Raw genomic sequence first — 18,424 nt, 5'->3', positions numbered from 1 at the left:
GGTCACGGGGCGTGGACGTCGAGCACCACGGCCGAGCCCATGCCACCGCCCGCGCACATCGCGGCGACCCCGGTGCCGCCGCCCCGGCGGCGCAGCTCGTGCACGAGCGTGACGAGCATCCGCGCACCGGTCGCGGCGACCGGGTGGCCGAGCGAGCAGCCGCTACCGTTGACGTTGACGCGCTCGGGGTCGAGCTCGAGCAGCCGCACCGTGGCGACGCACATCGCGGCGAACGCCTCGTTGATCTCGAACAGGTCCACGTCCTGAGTGGACAGTCCCGCCCTGGCGAGCGCCTTGGGAATGGCTTTGACCGGCGCGAGGCCCGTCTCGGCCGGATCGACACCGACGCTGGCCCAGGCCCGCACCGTCGCCAGCGCGGGCAGCCCGAGCCGGTCGCTCGCGACCGTCAGTGCGGCGGCGCCGTCGTTGCCCCCGCACGCGTTGCCCGCGGTGATGCTGAAACCTTCGATTTCCGGGTGGAGCGGCTTCAACGAGGCGAGCTTCTCCATACTCGTGTCGCGACGCGGGTGCTCGTCGACGGAGAACGTCCCGTGCGGCGTCTCGATCGGCACGATCTCGTCGTGGAACCGGCCCTCGTCGATCGCGCGAACGGCATTGCGGTGTGAGCGCAGCGCCCAGGCGTCCATCTCCTCGCGCGTGACGCCAGCCTTGACCGCGGCATTCCAGCCCACGGTGATCGACATGTCACGGTTGGGGGCGTCGGGGCGGTCAGGGTGGGTCGGCGGGAACCAGTCGACCCACGCACCGTCCACGCGGAACTGCTGGCGGGGCGCGGTGGACGCGGAGTTCACGCCGCCCGCGATCACGAGCTCGTCCATGCCGGCGCGCACGGTCGCCGCGGCGCTCTGCACGGCCGAAAGGCCCGCGGCGCAGTGCCGGTTCTGGGCGAGCCCGGCCACCGACGTGAGCCCCGCGGTGAGCGCGGCGTGGCGGGCGAGCACGCCGCCGCCGTAGAGCCCCTCGCCGAGCACGACGTCGTCCACCAGGTCGGGGTCGAGCCCCTTGGCGGCGGCGGCGACCACGTGGTGAGCGAGGTCGAACGCGGTGGTGTCGCGCAGGGTTCCCTTGACGGCGGTGCCGACGGGGGTGCGCAGTGCGGAGACGACAACTGCCTCAGGCATGGGTTCTCTCCAGATCGGCCAGCAGGACGCGGCGCAGTAGCTTTCCGGTCTCGGTCTTGGGCAACTCGGGGCGGAACACGATGGTGTCGGGAGTCTTGGAGGAGCGGAGCCGCTGCCGGACCCAGGTCCTGATCTGCTCGGGCTCGCCGTCGCCGACGAGCACCGCGACGAGCCGCTGACCCCACTCGGGGTCGGGCACCCCCACCACCGCGGCCTCGGTGACGCCGGGGTGGCCGAGAAGCACGTCCTCGATCTCCGCGGGAGCGATGTTCTCCCCGCCGCGGATGATCGTGTCGTCGGCGCGGCCCTCGACGAAGAGGTAACCCTCGGGGTCGAGCCTGCCGAGGTCACGGGTGGCGAACCAGCCGTCGTCGTCCAGGACGCTGCGCCCGCCGTACTCACCGGCGATCTGCTCGCCCCGCACGAACACGAGCCCGGTCTCCCCCGGCGGCACCGGTGTGCCGTGTTCGGTGCGGATCTCGAACTCGATGCCCGGCAGGGCACGCCCCACCGAGCCGAGCCGGTCCCGTACCGCGGGGTCGTCCGACGCCTGGGCCTCACGGTGGTCCTCCGGCCCGAGCACGGCCACCGTCGAGGCCGTCTCGGTCAGCCCGTAGGCGTTGACGAACCCGGTGCGAGGGAACACCGACAGCGCCCGCTCCAGCACCGGTCTCGGCGTCCTGGAGCCGCCGTAGGCGAGGCTGCGCAGTGTCGGGGTCCGCGCGTCGGCACCGTCCACTTCGGCCACGATGCGGGCCAGCATCGTGGGCACCAGCATGGCATGTGTGACCCGCTCGCGCCGCACCGTCTCCAGCCACTCGGCGGCGCCGAACGCGGGAAGGTAGACCACGCGGCGTCCGGTGTAGAGGTTGGACAGCAGGTTCGTCAGCCCCGCGATGTGGTACGGCGGCACGGCGACGAGCGCCGCGTCGCCCTCGTCCGCTGAGGCGAACTCCAGCGTGTTGAGCACGTACGCGAGCAGGTGCCGGTGACGCAGCACGGCGGCCTTCGGCTCGGCGGTGGTGCCGCTCGTGTAGATGAGCACGGCGACCGCGTCGCCGTCCCACTCCGGCTCGGCGCCGTCGGGCGCGGGCTCACCGCCCGGCTCCACCAGCGCGTCGAGGTCCCCGGATTCGAGCACGAGCGCGCCGGGATGCCGGTCCCGCAGCGCACCCAGCTGCTGTGCGCCGAGCCGGTAGTTCAGTGGCACGAACGGCACCCCGGCCAGTGCGGCGCCGAACAGCGCCACCGGGTAGGCGAGGTGGTTCGTGCCGAGGTAGAGGACGGCCGGGCGGCCACGGAACCGCGCGGACGCCCGGCGCGCGAGGTCCGACAGCCCGGCGGCGGAGAGCGAGCGGCCTCCCGCCGTCACCACCGCCCTGTCACCGGCCGATGCCACCATGTCAAGAATCATGCTGATGTTCATGAGAATGCTATTCTCTCAATTAAAGAGCGTCAGTTGCAAGAGAGGGAAGGCCAGATGCAGATCAGTGGGAGCTCAGCGATCGTGGTCGGCGGCGCGGGCGGCCTCGGGGAGGCCACCGTCCGCCGCCTGCACGCGGCGGGGGCGAAGGTGGTCGTCGCCGATCTCGCCGACGACAAGGGCAAGGCACTCGAGGACGAGCTGGGCGTTCGCTACGTGCGCACCGACGCCACCAGCGAGGACGACGTCCAGGAGGCCATCGCGGCCGCGGAGGCCGAGGGCCCGCTGCGCATCTCGGTGGACACCCACGGCGGTCCGGCCAGCGGCGGAAGGCTCGTCGGCAAGGACGGCACGCCGCTCGACCTCGCGGGCTTCCGCACCACCATCGAGGTCTACCTCACCGCCGTGTTCAACGTGCTGCGGCTGTCGGCCGCCGCGATCGCCAGGCAGGAACCGCTCGAGAACGGCCGTGGCGTGGTGGTGAACACCGCCTCGATCGCGGCCTTCGAGGGCCAGATCGGCCAGCTGCCGTACTCCGCGGCCAAGGGCGGCGTGGTCGGCATGACGCTCGTCGCAGCGCGCGACCTGTCCCCGCTCGGCGTCCGCGTGGTCACGATCGCCCCCGGCACCTTCCTCACCCCGGCCTACGGCAAGGCGGGCGACCAGCTGGAGGCCTACTGGGGCCCGCAGGTGCCGTTCCCCAAGAGGATGGGCCGCTCGCCCGAGTACGCGGCGCTGGTGCAGAGCGTCTGCGAGAACGACTACCTCAACGGCGAGGTCATCCGGCTGGACGGCGCGCTGAGGTTCCCGCCGAAATGACCGGCACGCTGGCGGGGAAGGTCGCTTTCGTGGCCGGGGCCAGCCGCGGCATCGGCCGCACGGTCGCGCTCGCGCTGGCTGAGGCGGGCGCGGCCGTCGCGGTCGCCGCGCGGTCCGAACGCGAGGGCAAGGTCCCAGGGACGATTCACGACGTCGCGGACCGGATCACGGCCGGCGGCGGCAGGGCGCTCGCGGTGCCCTGCGACGTCACGAACGAGGAGTCGGTCGAGTCGGCGGTTGCCGCGACGGTGGCCGAGTTCGGCGGCATCGACGTGCTCATCGCCAACGCAGGCGTGCTCTGGCTCGGGCCCGTGGAGTCGACGCCACTCAGGCGCTGGCAGTTGTGCCTCGACGTCAACCTCACCGGGGTGTTCCTGGTGACGAGGGCGGTGATCCCGCACGTCCGCGCCCGCGGCGGTGGCTCGCTGGTCGCCATCACCACCACCGGGGTCGGCATGACGGAGCGGGGTGCCAACGCCTACTGGGTGTCCAAGGCCGCCGTCGAGCGCCTCTACCTGGGGCTCGCCGCCGAGCTGAAGGCCGACAACATCGCCGTGAACTGCCTCAGCCCGTCCAGGATCGTGCTCACCGAGGGCTGGCTGGCCGGCGGGAGCGGGCGGGAGATCCCGCCCGAGGCAGTGGAGCCGCCGCAGGCGATGGCCGACGCGGCCGTGCTGCTGGCAGGGCAGGACGCCACCGGCATCACGGGCACGGTGCAGCGTTCGGAGTCGCTGCCGGGCTGAGGCGAGAGGCGCCGGACCTCGCGGGGAGTTCCGGCGCCTCCCGGCTCAGCTTCACCGGCTGCGCAGCTTCTCCAGCGTGGCTCGGAAGTCCTCGGTCTGGAAGGACTGCTCCTCGGCGGTGGTGGCGTAGTCGAGTGTCGTGAGCACCGCGCGTTCGAGCTGGATGTTGAACAGCCGCTTGGTGCTCTCCACCGCCTGCCTCGGCAGGCCCGCGATCCGTTTCGCGCAGGCGAGCGCCTCGGCTACCGGGTCGGCCACGACGTGGTTGGCCAGCCCCAGTTCCCGCGCCTGCTGTGCGGGGATACGGGCACCGGTCAGCGCGTACTCCTTGGCCAGGTGCATGCTCGTGTGCAGCGGCCAGGTGAGCGGGCCGCCGTCCGCGGCGACGAGTCCCACCTGAACGTGCGGGTCGGCGAGGTGCGCGGTCTCGGCGAGGTAGACGATGTCGCTCAGCGCGACCAGGCTGCAGCCGAGGCCCACGGCGGGGCCGTTGACCGCCGCCACCACCGGAACCCGGCAGCGGGCCATGCCGAGCACGATCTCGCGACCGTCCGCGATGGACCGTGCGCGCAGCTCGGGGTCGCGGCGCAACTCGTCGAGGTAGGCGAAGTCGCCGCCCGCGGAGAACGCCTTGCCCGCACCGGTCAGCACGGCGGCGCGGGCCGCACGGTCGTCGCTGAGGCGGGGCCACAGCCGGGCCAGCCCCCGGTGCAGCGCGTCGTTGACGGCGTTGAGCTCGGAGGGCCGGTTCAGCGTGATGATCCTCAGTGGACCGTCCGCACGGACGTCGATCTCTTCCGGCAGGTCGTACATGTCAGGCTCCCAATCCGAGGATCCGCGAGGCGATGATGTTCTTCTGGATCTGCGATGTGCCGCCCATGACGCTCTGCGCACGGCTGTAGAGGTAGGCGCCCAGCAGCTCGGGGTCGTCGGTGCCGCCCACGGCGAGTGCCGCGTGGCCCACCGACTGCTCGACCCACGTCATCAGCAGCTTGTCCAGTGAGCCGTCCGGCCCGTGCACCACGCCGTCGAGCTGCTCGGAAAGGCGGCGCCGGACGTGCAGTCGCAGCATCTCCGCCTCCACCTCGGCCCAGGCCAGCTCCTCGGGCACCCGCTCCCCCGCTCGCGCGGTGAGTTCCCTGACGAGCTTGCCGTACCGCGCCGAGAAGCCCAATGTGGACGGTTCACGTTCGTGACCGACGACGGTCATGGCGAGCGCCCAGCCTTCCCCGGGTTGCCCGACCAGCTGGTCGGCTGGCACGGTCGCCCCGTCGAAGAGCACCTGCCCGAACTCGCGGGTGACGCCGTTGATCATCCGCAGCGGGCGCTGCTCGATGCCGGGCTGGTGCATGGAGACGATGAACGCGGAGATGCCGCGGTGCCGGGGCGCGTCGGGGTCTGTCCTCGCGAGCAGCAGGCACCAGTCGGCGACGTCGGAGTAGCTCGTCCAGATCTTGTGCCCGTGGATGACCCACTGGTCGCCCTCGCGCGTGGCCCTGGTGGTGAGCGACGCGAGGTCGGAGCCCGCGCCGGGTTCACTGAAGCCCTGGCACCACCGCTGCGTGCCGTCGATCATGCCGGGCAGGAACCGCCTGCGCAGCTCCTCGCTGCCGTGCCTGCCGAGCCCCTGGACCAGGTAGCCGAGGCTGGGACGGGCGGGCGCGCCCGCGAGTGCGAGCTCCTCGTCGAGGATCACGTCGTAGACGGGCGGCAGCTCGTGCCCGCCGTACTCCTTGGGCCACGAGAGGCCGAAGAACCCGGCCGAGTAGAGCGCCTGGTGCCATTCGCCCTGCCGCGCCCAGTACTCGTCACCCGCGGCCGGGAACGTCCCGGCCCGCTCGGCGAGCCAGGACCGCAGCCGGGCGCGGAACGCGGCCTCCTCCGGCGAGTCACGAAAGTCCACTGTGGATGTCCTCCAGTCGGACGGGGAACAGGTCGGTCGAGGCCAGCGCCCTGCGCAGGTACACGTGCGCGAGGCACTCCCAGGTGTTGCCGATGCCGCCGTGCACCTGGATGGCGGTCTCGCAGACGGTCCGCGCGGCCCGCGCGCAGTAGAGCTTCGCGATCCGGGCGGCCCGCACGGCCTCAGCGGGGCCAAGCTCGTCGACCGCCCACGCCGCGTGCCGCAGGACGCTCACGGAACCCTCGATGAGGGCGAGTCCCTCGGCCAGCAGATGGGCCACGGCCTGGTACGAGCCGATCGCGTTGCCGTACTGCTCGCGGACCTTCGCGTAGTCGCACGCGAGCGCGTGCGCGCCGCGGGAGACGCCGACCAGATCGGCGGACGTCACGACCAGCGCCAGCGCGGACCAGCGTCCGGCGGCGTCCGCCTGCAGCGTCCCGAGCGGCTCCGGCGCGCCGGTGACCTCGGCGGTGTGCCGGGTCAGGTCCGCGCCGGCGACGGCGGCGCCGAGCCCGTGTGCCAGCACCCGGCCGCCGTCGAGGGCGAGCGCGCGGCGTGCGCCCCTGGCGTCCCTGGCGTGTCCCGCCACGGCGATGGTGTCCGCCGCGGCGTCTCCACCGAGGTGCCGGGTCAGCTCGCCGGCGAGCACGGGGCCGCCGAACGCCGCGTCGACCAGGCCTCGGGCGAACTCCTCGGCGACGATCGCGACCTCCACCCCGGACGCGCCGTCGGCGCGCAGCGAGCGCCAGCCGGTGCCGTCGACCGCCTTGTCCAGCCGCGCGACGCGGTCGTCGTCGGTCAGCTCCTGAACCGACCCCGGGCCGAGGTCGTCGGCCAGCTTCGCGGCCGCGTCGCGCAGCTGCCGCTGCTCACTGGTCAGCCGGACGTCCATGGCTCTCCTTGAGAACTCGGCGCAGCACCTTGCCGGAGGGCAGGCGCGGGATCTCGGGCACGAACACGACCTCGCGCGGGCGCTTGTAGGAGGCGAGCGACTCCCCGACCAGCGCGATGAGCTTCTCGGCCTCGACGGGTTCCGCCGTGGTGACGGCCGCGATCACCGCTTCGCCATCGGACGGGTCGGGCACGCCGAACACCGCGCAGTCGGCGACGGCGGGGTGCCCGTGCAGCACCGCCTCGACCTCGGCGGGCGCGACCTGGAAGCCCTTGACCTTGATCATCTCTTTCGAGCGGTCGGTGAGGTGCAGCCAGCCGTCGGCGTCGAGGTGGCCGACATCGCCGGTGCGGTACCAGCCGTCGTGGAACGCCTCCTGGGTCGCCTCGGCGGGCAGGTACCCGGCCATGAGCGACTCGGCCTTCGCCTGGATCTCACCGGTCTCGCCGGGCGCGACCGGCTCGCCGGTCTCGAGCGACACCACCCGCAGCGTGACGCCGGGAACGGCCCTGCCCGCGCTGTCGAGCCGGGCGCCCTTCAGCGGGTTGCACGCGATCACCGGAAGCTCGCTGGCCCCGTAGGCGGGGACCCACCCTACGCCGGTCCGCCTGGTCACGGTCTCGGCGACGCTCGGCGTCACCGGCGTGGCGCCCCACATGATGTAGCGCAGCGACGAGAGGTCGTAGGACTCCAGCTCCGGATGTGAGGCGATCGCCAGCGCGATCGGCGCGACGGCCATCTCGACGGTGATCCGGTCGGACTGGATGTGGTGCAGCAGGCGATCGAGGTCGAACCGGCGGTGCAGCCGCACCCACGTGCCGGACTCCAGCGCGGTGACGATGTTGAGCAGCCCCAGGATGTGCGAGGGCGGGGTGACGATCTGGATGCGGTCGGCCGGGCCCAGCTCCAGCGCGTCGCGCCAGTGGCGCACGGCGGCGGCGAACGAGCGGTGCGTGTGCCGCACGGCCTTCGGCATCCCCGTGGTGCCGGAGCTGAACACCAGCACGGCGTCGCTGTCCGGATCGGGGGCTTCGGAGCCGGGGTCACCCGGCGCGATGGGCTCCTCCAGCGACAGCATCGGCCGCAGGCCCGCGAGCACCGGGTGGTCGCCGACCGCGTGGGCCGCGTCGGTCACTTCCAGTGCGTGCCGCACCTCCGCGCGCTTCCACGCCGGGCTGATGAGCACGACCGCCGCGCCCAGCCGCCAGATCGCCCGCACCGCGACCACGAACTCGGGCCGGTTCGACGACATGAGCGCCACCCGGTCGCCCGCCCGCACGCCTCGCGCGGAGAGGGTCGCGGCGAGGCCGGCGGAGAGGGCGTCCAGTTCCGCGCGGGTGTACGCCTGGTCCTCGAAGACGAGCGCCACCGGTTCGTTCTCCACCATCACGCCGCCCCGTTCGTCGCCGGATCCGCCTGGTACAGCGGGAAGTGGCAGGCCGCGTACTGTCCCGGCCGGACCTCGCGCAGCTGCGGTTCCTCGGCGGCGCACCGGTCCTGCGCCAGCGGGCACCGGGTGCGGAACCGGCAACCAGACGGCGGCGCAAGCGGCGACGGCACGTCGCCCTCCAGAGCGGGACCGGCGAAGCCTCGGTCGGGGTCGGTCAGCGGGACCGAGTCGAGCAGTGCCTTCGTGTAGGGGTGCGCTGGCTCGTCGTAGACGCCCACGGCGTCGCCGAACTCGCAGACCTTGCCCAGGTACATGACCATGACGTTGTCGCTGATCGTGCGCACCACCCCGAGGTCGTGGGCGATGAACAGCACGGTCAGGTCGTACTCGGCCTTCAGCTCCGCGAGGAGGTTGAGGATCTGCGCCTGCACCGAGACGTCCAATGCGGACACCGGCTCGTCGCACAGCAGCAGGCGCGGACCCACCGCGAGTGCGCGCGCGATCGCGACCCGCTGGGCCTGCCCTCCGGAGAGCTGCCTCGGCAGCATGCCCGCGAACCGCTCGCCCGAGAGGCCGACCTTGTCGAGGACGCCGGCGGACGCCTGCTCCCGCTCCGCTGCCGTGGCGCCGGCGATCGCGAGGCCCTCCACCACGATGTCCCTGACCGAGCGCCTCGGGTTCAGCGAAGCCACCGGATCCTGGAAGATCATCTGCATGTGCCGCCGGAGCGTGCGCATGCGCTGCTCGCTCGTCTGCTCGATCGACTCGCCCTCGAACGAGATCCGCCCACCGGTGAGGCGGTCGAGCCGCAGCAGTGCCCGGCCGGTGGTGGACTTGCCGCAGCCGGACTCGCCGACGATCCCGAGCGTCTCGCCGGGCAGCACGTCGAAGCTGACCCCGGACACCGCCCGGACGGTCCCGGCCTTGCCGGGGTACTCGACCACGAGATCCCGCACGCTCAGCAGCGCCTCGTCGCCACGCAGGTGCGCAGTTCCGCTACCGGCCACCGGAACCACCTCCCACGGGCAGCGGCGGCGCGTCACCGGCGGCCACCGGGCGGGTGCACGCCGCGTAGTGGTCGGCGCCGACCAGGGCCATGCTCGGGCCAGGGTCGCGGCAGTCGTCCTCGACCTGGGCGCAGCGCGCCGTGAACCGGCAGCCCGGTGGCGGGGCGGTCGGGTCGGGCAGCGAACCGGGTATCAGGCGCAGCGGCGCGTTGCGCTCGTGGTCGAGCGCGGGGGTGGCCTCCAGCAGGGCGTGCGTGTAACGGTGCCGGGGGCTGTCGAACACCGACCTGGTGGCGCCGACCTCGGCGAGCCTGCCCGCGTACATCACGGCGACCCGGTCGGTGCGCCCGGCGACGACCGCGAGGTCGTGGCTGATGAGCACGAGCGACATCCCGCGATCGCGCTGCACCCGGCGCAGCAGATCGAGGATCTGCCGCTGGATCGTCACGTCCAGCGCGGTGGTGGGCTCGTCGGCGATGAGCAGGTCGGGCTCGCATGCCAGCGCGATCGCGATCATCACGCGCTGGCGCATGCCTCCGGACAGCTCGTGCGGGTAGTTGCGCAGCCTCCGCTCGGGATCGGGCACGCCGACCTCGCTCAGCAGCTCCAGCGCCTTGCCTCTCGCCTCCGACCTGCTCGTGCCGAGCAGCCTGCGCATGCCCTCGGTGAGCTGGCGTTCGATGCGCACCACCGGGTTGAGGGAGCGGCCAGGGTCCTGGAACACCATCGCGATCTGCTTGCCCCAGATCTGGGCGCGTTCCTTGCGCGGCAACGAGAGCAGGTCCCTGCCCTCGAACAGGACCTCGCCGGAGCACGCCGCTCTCGGCGGCAGCAGGCCCATGATCGCCTTGGCCATCACGGACTTGCCGGATCCGGACTCGCCCACCACGCCCAGCGCCTGCGCGCGGTCGACGTCGAGGGACACGTCATCGACCGCCCGCACGGTGCCGCGCGCGGTGCCGATGTGGGCACGCAGGTTGCGGACCTGCAGCACGGGTTCAGCACTCATGATCGGCCACGGCCTCCCGTCACTCCTCGATCCACAGTTCCTCGGGCAACAGCGAGCCCTGGCCGTACTGCGTGATGCCGTGGACGTTCTGCGCCGCCATCACCGAAGGCGAGGTCCGCGTGTAGAAGACGCCGGGCACCAGCTCGATCAGCCTTTCCTGCACGGTCCGGTAGGCCGCCTTGCGGTCCTCCAGCGTGGTCGCAGTCCGGCCCGCGTCGAGCGCGGCGTCGAGCCGCTCGTCCGCGATGCCCGACATGTTGGCCCGCGATCCACTGTGGAACGCCGTCCACAGGCGGGGTTCGGGGTCGGCGAAGTGCGCGGAGGAGATCATCATCTCGTAGTCGTGCGTGGTGTAGAGCCGCGCCGTCTCGGAGAGGTCGACGGTCTTCACGTCCACGGTGACGTTGCGGAACGCCGACAGCTGCGCCTGCACGCCCTCGGCGAGGGACCGGCTCTCCTGCGTCGCGAAGGACGTGAACGTGTACCTGACCGGCTTGCCGTCCGCGGCGAGCTCGTCGAAGAGCCGCTGCGCCTCCGCCTTGTCCTGCGTTGCCAGTTTCTGTCCGGTGTGGAACCGGGAGGACTCGGTGAACAGCGACGGCACGAGTTTGCCCTTGCCGCTGTACACCACGACGTCCATCGCCTTGAGGTCGAGCGCGGCGGCGACGGCGCGGCGTGCCCGCACGTCGTCGAACGGTGCCTTGCGCATGTTCATGACGATGTACTGCCCGCCGTTGAGCGGCACCACGTCGGTCTGGAGACCGGCCTCCTCGGCCTTGGCGAGCATCGTCCAGTTCGTCTCGATGGACAGGTCGGCGCCGCCGCTGATCATCGTGTTGACGCGCTGGGTGGGGTCGGCGGCAGTGCGCAGCGTGACGTGGTCGAGGTACGGCTTGGGCGCGTCCCAATACTCCGGGTTCTTCGCGAGCTCGATGCGGTCCTGGCGGGTCCACTGTTCGAGCGTGTAGGGCCCGGCACCGACGGGTTCGGCGTCGAACGACTCCCGGCCCGCCTGCAGCGCCTTCGGCGACGCGATCCAGTTCAGCGCGGTGGTGAGCACCGACCACGCGAAGTTCGGCACCGGCTCCGCCATCGTGATCTTCAGCGTGCGCGCGTCGACCACCTCCGTCGAGGCGATCATCGACGCCTCCTGCGCGCTGGTGGAGCCGAGCTCGGGGTCCTTCAGCCGGTCCCAGTTGAACTTCACGGCCTCGGCGTTCAGCGGACTGCCGTCGCTGAACGTCAGCCCCTCGCGCAGTTTCAGGGTGAACGTGGCGCCGTCGTCGGTGGTGTCGAAGCTCTCGGCCTGCTTGTACTGGATCTCGCCGGAGCGGGTGTCATTGGTGAGCAGCGTGCCGTACAAGGCATTGCCGAGGAAGGCGTTGAGCACCCACGCGTTGGACAGCACCGCCGGATCAAGGCTGCGGGGCTCGCCGATCTGGAGCACGTTGGCGGTGCCGCCCACCACCGGGTCGCCGACGGGTTCGCCCGAGTTTCCCGCGGACGGGCTTCCGCCACAGGCCGCCAGTACGAGAGCGCCGAGACACGCCGCCACGGCGGCCGGGAAACGCCTGCTTCGGATCATCGTCGACCTCTCATCAGGGTTCGGGGAACGGGAAGGAACGAGACCGGATGGCCGGTCAGTCGTGGAGGGTGCGGTCGAACCGCTGCCGCAGGTGGTCGCCTGCCTGGTTCAGCGAGAAGACGGTCAGGAAGATGACGAGTGCGGGGATGAACACCAGGTGCGGGAAGTCGGCGATGGCGTCCTTGCCGTCGGAGATCATCCCGCCCCAGCTGGGCGTGGGTGGTGGGATGCCGAGGCCGAGGAAACTCAGGGAGCCCTCGGCCACGATCAGGGCGGCCATGACGATCGGCAGGTACGCGCCGAGCGCCGGCAGCACGTTGGGCAGGATCTCTTTGAGGAGGATGCGCCGGTGTCCCGCGCCCATGTTCCTGGCGGCGAGCACGAACTCGCGCGCCGACCACGCCAGAGTGTTGGCCCGCGCCAGCCGCGTGAACGTGGGCACGACGAGGAGCGTCAGTCCCACCAGCAGCGTCCGCACGCTCGGGGTGAGGATCGACGACAGGGCCAGCAGCAGGATCAGCGGGGGAAAGGCCAGCATCGTGTCGGCGATCAGGCGCACGAGCGAGTCGAACTTCCCGCCGAGGTAACCGCCCAGCATGCCGAGCATCGTGCCGATCACGAAGCCCAGCAGACCGGCGACCGCGCCGACCACGAGCGAGACGCGGGCTCCGTGGATGCAGCGCGCGAGGATCGAGCGGCCCTGGGTGTCGGTGCCCAGCAACAGGTCGAGCGAGCCCCATTGCGGGCCCTGCCGAGGAAAGCCGACGGGCGTGGCGTAGGACGTCAGCGGCAGCACGTCGGCCAGCAACGCCACCGCGATCACCATGAACAGCCACGCGTAGGCGAGCACGACGAGTACCGAGCGGGTCCGCCGCACGCGGGGGACGGCGGGCTCGGCCTGCGCCGCGACACCGGCGACGGCGTGGGAGTGGGTGGTCATGCCGCGGCCACCTTCCTGATCCTCGGGTCGATCAACCGGTAGCTCAGGTCCACTGCGGTGTTGACGCCGACGTAGACCACGGCGATGAACGCCACGACGCCCTGGACCGTCACCACGTCGCGGGTGACGATCGACGTCGCGAGCAGCTGGCCCAGCCCGGGCAGGGCGAAGAGCGACTCGACGATCACGGTGCCGCCGATGAGCCTGCCCAGGTTGATGCCGGCGAGCGTGATGAGCGAAAACGACGACGGCCGCAGGGCGTGCCGCAGCATCACGTAGGCGCCGCTCATGCCCTTCGCCCGTGCGGCGCCGACGAAGTCCTCGCGCAGCGTGCCGATCAGGTCGGCGCGCAGTACGCGGTGGAACGCCGCGATCTCGGTGAGCGCGATGGCGATCGCGGGCAGCAGCGCGCCGAGGAGGTTCGGCCCGATGCCGTCGCTCAGGCGCGACCAGCCGGTGACCGGGAACCAGCCGAGCTGGAGCGCGAAGACGTAGATCAGCAGCGGGCCCGCGATGAACGCGGGCACGGAGAGGAAGACCGACGACACGGCGTTGATCGCGCGGTCGAGGAGACTGTTCGGACGCAGCGCGGAGGCGACGGCCAGCAGCACCGAGACGACCAGCGCGAGCAGCAGGGCCATCACGGCGAGCTGCAACGTCACCGGCAGTCGCTCCACAATGGCCTCGGTGACCGGCTGGCCCGTCACCGGCGACTCGCCCAGGTCGCCGCGCACGGCGTCGCCGAGCCAGTTCAGGTACTGGGCCCACAGCGGCTGGTCGAGGCCCAGTTTCGCGTTCAGCGCCGCGACCGCCTGCGGGGTCGCGGCCTCGCCGAGGATCACCTCGGCGGCCGAGCCCGGCGCCAGGCTCATCAGCAGCACCACGGCCATGGTGACCAGCAGCACCACCAGCAGGCTGCGGCCTATCCGACCCAGAACGGGGAGCACCATGCGACTCGCTTTCGGTGAAGCACTCGGCTGAGCGGGGCGGGCGTTCCCTGCGCCGTGCCGCGTGAGGAGCCCGCTCCGCCACGGCGCCCGCGACCCCGGCCGGAGGGGCTCGTGACCCGGAACCGGTCGGCGTCGACCACGTCGAGAATCATATTCTCGCTATCTGGCAATCACAAGTATCCAATCAGAGAACATGCTGGTTGATCATCGGAATTCCTGCGCGAGGGCGGCGATCATCTCCCTCGTCCTGCGCTTGGAGGCCACCAGCTCGTCCCTGCCGTCGCCGATGGGCAGCAGGCGCACCGAGAGGTCGGTGACCCCGGCATCGGCGAAGCGCCGGAACCGCTCCGCGATGGCCCGCTCGTCCCCGGCCGCGCACAGGTCGCCGACGTCGCGCGCGTCACCGTGGTCGAGCAGCCGCTGGTAGTTGGGCGAGATCTCCGCCTCGCCGAGGATCCGGTTGGCCCTTGCCCTCGCGTCGTCCACTTCGGACGGGAGGCACAAGCAGACCGGCACGCCCGCGACGATGCGCGGGGCCTGCCGCCCCGCCTCGGCGGCGGCCTTGGTGATGCGCGGCGCCACGTGCTCGCCCACCGCGCGCTCGTCGGCCAGCCAGAGCACGGTCCCATCCGCCCGCTCCCCCGCGAGCTTCAGCATCACCGGACCCAGCGCGGCGACGAGCACCGGCAGCGGGGCCACGGGGCCGATCTCGAGCGGGTTGTGCACGGTGAACGTGCCGTTCTCGACGTCGACCGGGCCTGGCCCGCGCAGCGCGGCGTCGAGCACGTCGAGGTAGTCCCTGGTGAACGCCGCCGGCCGCTCGTAGGGCAGGCCGAGCATGTCGCGCACGATCCAGTGGTGCGACGGCCCGACCCCCAGCGCTAGCCGACCGCCCGTCGCCGCCTGGGCGGACAGCGCCTGCCTGGCCAGCGCCACCGGATGCTGCGGCTGAAGCGGGACCACCGCGGTCCCGAGCTCGATCCGGGTCGTGCGGGTGCCCATCAGCGCCACGGCGAGCAACGCGTCGAAGTCGCCGGGCACCTGGGGCACCCACACCGTGTCCATCCCGGCGGACTCGGCCCACTCGACGTCCGCGAGCATCCGCCCCGCCTTGCGCGCCGAGTCGCCCCGCTCGGGCCCGACCATCACACCGATCCGCATGGGTCCCCTTCGGTCGCAAGCTCAAGTCCTACCGGCGGATACGGTACTTGCAGAAAATGAGAATGCCAATACCATCAATGAGAATGCGCTACGAGGAGGTCTGATGCCTGACGGACAGCACCCGTTGACCGGACGCACGATGGTCATGTCCGGCGGCAGCCGGGGAATCGGGCTGGCGATCGCGACCGCCGTGGCCCGGCACGGCGCCAACGTGGTCCTGCTGGCCAAGACCGCCGAGCCGCACCCCCGCCTGCCGGGCACCGTGCACACCGCCGTCGCCGACATCGAGGCCGCGGGCGGCAAGGCGGTCGCGGTGGTGGGTGACGTACGCCGGGAGGAGGACGTGCGGCGCGCGGCGGAGACGGCGGTCGAGCGGTTCGGCGGCATCGACATCTGCCTCAACAACGCGAGCGCCATCGCACTGGAGGGCACCGGAGAGCTTTCCGTGAAGCGGTTCGACCTGATGCAGCAGATCAACGTGCGCGGCACGTTCCTGCTGACCCAGTCCTGTCTGCCCGCCCTGCGGGAGTCGGCGAACCCGCATGTGCTCACGCTGTCCCCACCGCTGAACCTGAGCCCGCGCTGGCTCGGCGCGCATCCCGCGTACACGCAGTCGAAGTACGGGATGACGCTGCTGTCGCTGGGCTGGGCCGAGGAGTTCGCGGGCGAGGGCATCGCGGTCAACTGCCTGTGGCCACAGACCTACATCGCCACGGCGGCGGTGGCGAACATGGCCGACGGGCAGAGGCTCCTCTCGTCGGCGCGCAGCCCGGAGATCATGGCCGACGCCGCCGTGGAGATCCTGTCTCGCCCGGCGAAGGACTCCTCCGGCAACTGTCACATCGACGCGGAGGTCCTCACCGGGGCGGGCGTGACGGACCTGTCCCGCTACGGCGGAGGCGACGACCCGCGGCTGGACCTGTTCCTGGACTAGGCCGCCTCAGTCACCGCGGCGTCGATCGCGGGTCCCAGCGCACCGAGGTCGCCGCCGAGGTCGGCGGCGACCTCTCGAGCCACCGCGACGTCCTTGCCGAGGAAGTCCCGCACGGCGGCGCTGAAGCCCTCGACCGAGCCGCGGGCCGCGGCACCGGCCAGCGCGCGGCTCGCCGCGCTGCCGTGGGGAAGCGCGGCGAGCAGGGCGGCCTCGGCGACACCCAGCTGACCGGCGAGGCGCACCGCGTCGCCGAGCAGTCCGATGTGGGCGGCGAACAGGGCATTGTTGACGAGCTTCACGCGCTGGCCCGCGCCGAGCCCGCCGACGTGCAGCACCGGATCGCCATAGGCGGCGAGCACCGGCCGGACGCGGGCCACGGCGCCGTCGGTGCCGCCGGCGAAGAGGGTGAGCCTGCCCGCCGCGATGTCGTGTGGTCCCCCGCTCACGGGCGCGTCGACCACGGTGACGCCCCGGGCGGCGATCTCCTCCACCGTGCGCGGGCTTCCGGTGGTGTGCACGACGAGGACGGACCCGCCACCCATCGCGGCCGTCAGGTCGCCGCCGAGGCACACCTCGCGCACCTGGGCGTCGTCGAAGACGCACACGAGCACCGTCTCCGCTCCGTCGCCGACCTCGGCGACGGAGCCGACCGGGGTCGCGCCCGCGGCGGCGAGCGCGTCCGCGCGCCCGGCCGAGCGCGCGAGAACCCGTACCTCGTGCCCGCGCGCGATCAGGCGCTCCACCATCGGCGTGCCCATCCGCCCCGCGCCGACGAATCCCAGTCCGGTCACCGGATCACAACTCCTCCCAGAAGTGCATCCGCGTGCCCGCCGCGTCGATGCTGTCGCTCAGCTGGAACCGCCCGTCACGGGAGCGGGCGAAGATCTCCGCGAGTACCGCCTCGGGATTGCCGTCGATCTCGTACACGGTCGCGTACCGGTGTTCCGTTCCGGGGCCCCGCCCGGCGGAGCGGACGCGGTAGCGGGCGCCCGAGGCGACCCCGGGGATGTCGAGGACCTCCTTGAGGTGCACGGTGTCGTACCACTCGTTGAACTCCTCGTCCCTGCCTTCCAGCGGACTGGAGTGAATGACGAGCTTCATCACGCCTCCCGGCGGCTCAGGCCGCCCCCTGGCGGCAGTGCAGTGCGACGAGTTCGAAGGTGCCTGGCGTCGCGGTCGCTTCCGGTGCCGCGCACGAGGTCGGGCGCGCGACCGTCGATCGTCGCGCGCGCACGTGGACCACGCACGCGGTGCCGTCGTCGAGGGCCAGCTCGACCCTGACGGTGCCGTCGGGCACGGGCTCGTGCCGCAATGGCAGCACCCCGTCGACACCGCGAATTCCATAGTGGACACGGGCGAAGTGCTCCGCTGCCTGCACCGGGGCGGGCAGCCCGGCCCGGCCCCGCAACCGGCCGGGGACGACGTGTCCCGCCGTGATGGCGTCGGCGAGCGTGGGCGTGTCGGCGGGGGTGACGCCGCCGTGGAACACGGCGTCGGGCAGGGTCACCACACACGCGGCGAACCGGTGCCCTCCCAGGTGCGTCGACTCCCAGACCTGGCCGGGCATCCGCCGGTCGAGCCGTTCGGCGACCGGCCTGCCGAGGCGGGCACAGCACACGTCCCGCCGCCCGTGTGTGCAGACCACGACCACGCGGTGCCGGCCACGCTCACCGAAACCGGGCGGCCTGCCCTCGGCGAGCGCGCCGAGGTCGAGCCCGGCGAGCTCGCGCGGTTCGGTCAGCGTCGCCCGCTCGATCCACGTGCCGCCGAGGTGGGTGCCCGCGGCGAACACGGTCGTGGTCGGACGGTGCCGCTCGCGGACGGACCTGATCCAGTGCCAGCGGATCCCGGCCCCGGCAGCCTGCTCCCGCATTCGCAGGACCTCCGGCGGCAGGCCGGGTGGCGATCCGGTGGCCGGCCACGGCCCTGGATGCTCGACGAGCAGCCACGCGCTCGCGCTCTCGGGCGCGGTCGCGATCAACGGTTCCCCGCACGCCTGCCGGATCGCCGCGCAGCCCACGGCTCGCGGGGAGAGGTCACTCGTCACGGTGTCCGCCCCTACGCGACGACCGTGCCGAAGGTCTTGCTCTCCAGGAACTCCTCGAGCCCGGCCACACCTTTCTCCCTGCCGATGCCCGACTGCTTGTAGCCGCCGAACGGGGTGTCGGAGAAGAAGTAGTTGCCGCCGTTGATGCTGAACGTTCCGGTGCGGATGCGCCGGGCGAGGGCCACTGCGCGTTCCTGGTCGCCGCCGTAGATGGCGCCGGAGAGTCCGTAGATGGAGTTGTTGGCGATCCGCACCGCGTCGTCCTCGTCCTCGTACGGAATCATCGCCAGCACCGGACCGAACACCTCCTCCTGCGCGAGCTCACTGTCCGGATCCACGTTCGCGAGAAGAGTCGGCGTGTAGAAAAACCCCGGGTCCACCTTCTCGCCACCGGTCACCAGCCTCGCCCCGGCCTCCACCGCCCGCCGCACCATCCCATCCACCTTGTCCCGCTGCCGCTCACTGATCAACGGACCCAT

19 protein-coding genes are annotated in these 18,424 nt (G+C 72.0%); 3 read left to right on the top strand and 16 right to left on the bottom strand.

Annotation, left to right across the window (positions count from 1 at the left end; translation table 11 throughout):
• Positions 1–2: 2 nt before the first annotated feature.
• Together DI005_RS08040 and DI005_RS08035 are read right to left on the bottom strand one after the other, a co-directional pair.
• Positions 3–1,142, bottom strand: a complete 1,140-nt coding sequence (locus DI005_RS08040) for a thiolase family protein (RefSeq protein WP_113641677.1) — start codon at positions 1,140–1,142, stop codon at positions 3–5.
• On the bottom strand, positions 1,135–2,544 hold the full coding sequence (locus tag DI005_RS08035) for a class I adenylate-forming enzyme family protein (RefSeq protein ID WP_233520045.1): 1,410 nt from the start codon (positions 2,542–2,544) through the stop codon (positions 1,135–1,137). The genes DI005_RS08040 and DI005_RS08035 overlap by 8 nt, the downstream gene beginning before the upstream one ends.
• A gap of 78 nt (positions 2,545–2,622) precedes the next feature.
• Between DI005_RS08035 and DI005_RS08030 the strand changes: the two genes are divergently transcribed.
• Together DI005_RS08030 and DI005_RS08025 are read left to right on the top strand one after the other, a co-directional pair.
• Positions 2,623–3,384, top strand: coding sequence for an SDR family NAD(P)-dependent oxidoreductase (locus DI005_RS08030; protein WP_113641675.1), 762 nt, complete (start codon positions 2,623–2,625; stop codon positions 3,382–3,384).
• A complete protein-coding gene (locus DI005_RS08025; protein WP_113641674.1) occupies positions 3,381–4,127 on the top strand; it encodes an SDR family NAD(P)-dependent oxidoreductase in 747 nt (248 codons plus the stop codon). The genes DI005_RS08030 and DI005_RS08025 overlap by 4 nt, the downstream gene beginning before the upstream one ends.
• 51 nt (positions 4,128–4,178) lie before the next feature.
• Here the strand turns inward: DI005_RS08025 and DI005_RS08020 are convergent, their stop codons facing one another.
• From DI005_RS08020 to DI005_RS07975, 10 genes are all read right to left on the bottom strand, one after another.
• Positions 4,179–4,940: an enoyl-CoA hydratase/isomerase family protein gene (locus tag DI005_RS08020; protein WP_113641673.1), complete on the bottom strand. Its 762-nt coding sequence runs from the start codon at positions 4,938–4,940 to the stop codon at positions 4,179–4,181.
• A 1-nt stretch (position 4,941) separates the two neighbouring features.
• The gene (locus DI005_RS08015; protein ID WP_113641672.1) at positions 4,942–6,030 is read right to left on the bottom strand and encodes an acyl-CoA dehydrogenase family protein; all 1,089 of its coding nucleotides are present in this window, start codon (positions 6,028–6,030) and stop codon (positions 4,942–4,944) included.
• Positions 6,017–6,922, bottom strand: a complete 906-nt coding sequence (locus DI005_RS08010) for an acyl-CoA dehydrogenase family protein (RefSeq protein WP_113641671.1) — start codon at positions 6,920–6,922, stop codon at positions 6,017–6,019. Before DI005_RS08010 ends, DI005_RS08015 begins: the two co-directional genes overlap by 14 nt.
• On the bottom strand, positions 6,900–8,309 hold the full coding sequence (locus tag DI005_RS08005; RefSeq protein ID WP_113641670.1) for a class I adenylate-forming enzyme family protein: 1,410 nt from the start codon (positions 8,307–8,309) through the stop codon (positions 6,900–6,902). Before DI005_RS08005 ends, DI005_RS08010 begins: the two co-directional genes overlap by 23 nt.
• On the bottom strand, positions 8,309–9,319 hold the full coding sequence (locus DI005_RS08000) for an ABC transporter ATP-binding protein (protein ID WP_113641669.1): 1,011 nt from the start codon (positions 9,317–9,319) through the stop codon (positions 8,309–8,311). Before DI005_RS08000 ends, DI005_RS08005 begins: the two co-directional genes overlap by 1 nt.
• Complete coding sequence (locus tag DI005_RS07995; RefSeq protein ID WP_113641668.1) at positions 9,309–10,328, bottom strand: ABC transporter ATP-binding protein; 1,020 nt, start codon at positions 10,326–10,328, stop codon at positions 9,309–9,311. Before DI005_RS07995 ends, DI005_RS08000 begins: the two co-directional genes overlap by 11 nt.
• A gap of 19 nt (positions 10,329–10,347) precedes the next feature.
• On the bottom strand, positions 10,348–11,913 hold the full coding sequence (locus tag DI005_RS07990; protein ID WP_113641667.1) for an ABC transporter substrate-binding protein: 1,566 nt from the start codon (positions 11,911–11,913) through the stop codon (positions 10,348–10,350).
• Positions 11,914–11,968: 55 nt separating this feature from the next.
• A complete protein-coding gene (locus DI005_RS07985) occupies positions 11,969–12,853 on the bottom strand; it encodes an ABC transporter permease (RefSeq protein ID WP_113641666.1) in 885 nt (294 codons plus the stop codon).
• Complete coding sequence (locus DI005_RS07980; RefSeq protein ID WP_113641665.1) at positions 12,850–13,803, bottom strand: ABC transporter permease; 954 nt, start codon at positions 13,801–13,803, stop codon at positions 12,850–12,852. The genes DI005_RS07985 and DI005_RS07980 overlap by 4 nt, the downstream gene beginning before the upstream one ends.
• Positions 13,804–14,007: 204 nt before the next feature.
• Entirely contained in the window at positions 14,008–14,964 is a 957-nt protein-coding gene (locus DI005_RS07975) for an LLM class F420-dependent oxidoreductase (protein WP_113641664.1), read from the bottom strand.
• 103 nt (positions 14,965–15,067) lie between these two features.
• Here DI005_RS07975 and DI005_RS07970 point away from each other — a divergent pair, with 103 nt between their 5' ends.
• Positions 15,068–15,898, top strand: coding sequence for an NAD(P)-dependent oxidoreductase (locus DI005_RS07970; protein ID WP_113641663.1), 831 nt, complete (start codon positions 15,068–15,070; stop codon positions 15,896–15,898).
• Here the strand turns inward: DI005_RS07970 and DI005_RS07965 are convergent.
• The 4 genes from DI005_RS07965 to DI005_RS07950 all read right to left on the bottom strand — a co-directional run.
• On the bottom strand, positions 15,895–16,689 hold the full coding sequence (locus DI005_RS07965) for an NAD(P)-dependent oxidoreductase (protein ID WP_113641662.1): 795 nt from the start codon (positions 16,687–16,689) through the stop codon (positions 15,895–15,897). The genes DI005_RS07970 and DI005_RS07965 overlap by 4 nt on opposite strands.
• Positions 16,690–16,693: 4 nt before the next feature.
• Positions 16,694–16,999 carry a DUF4286 family protein gene (locus DI005_RS07960; protein ID WP_113641661.1) on the bottom strand — a complete coding sequence of 102 codons (306 nt, stop codon included), beginning with the start codon at positions 16,997–16,999 and terminating at the stop codon, positions 16,694–16,696.
• Between the two features lie 16 nt (positions 17,000–17,015).
• Positions 17,016–17,945, bottom strand: a complete 930-nt coding sequence (locus DI005_RS07955; protein ID WP_147263829.1) for a sucrase ferredoxin — start codon at positions 17,943–17,945, stop codon at positions 17,016–17,018.
• An 11-nt stretch (positions 17,946–17,956) separates the two neighbouring features.
• Positions 17,957–18,424, bottom strand: a 468-nt coding sequence (locus DI005_RS07950; protein ID WP_113641659.1) for an aldehyde dehydrogenase family protein, incomplete at its 5' end; no start/stop codon positions are given.

This window comes from Prauserella sp. PE36 (assembly GCF_003311655.1).
Lineage (GTDB): Bacteria > Actinomycetota > Actinomycetes > Mycobacteriales > Pseudonocardiaceae > Prauserella_A > Prauserella_A endophytica.
This window is presented reverse-complemented; position numbering and strand designations above follow the sequence as displayed.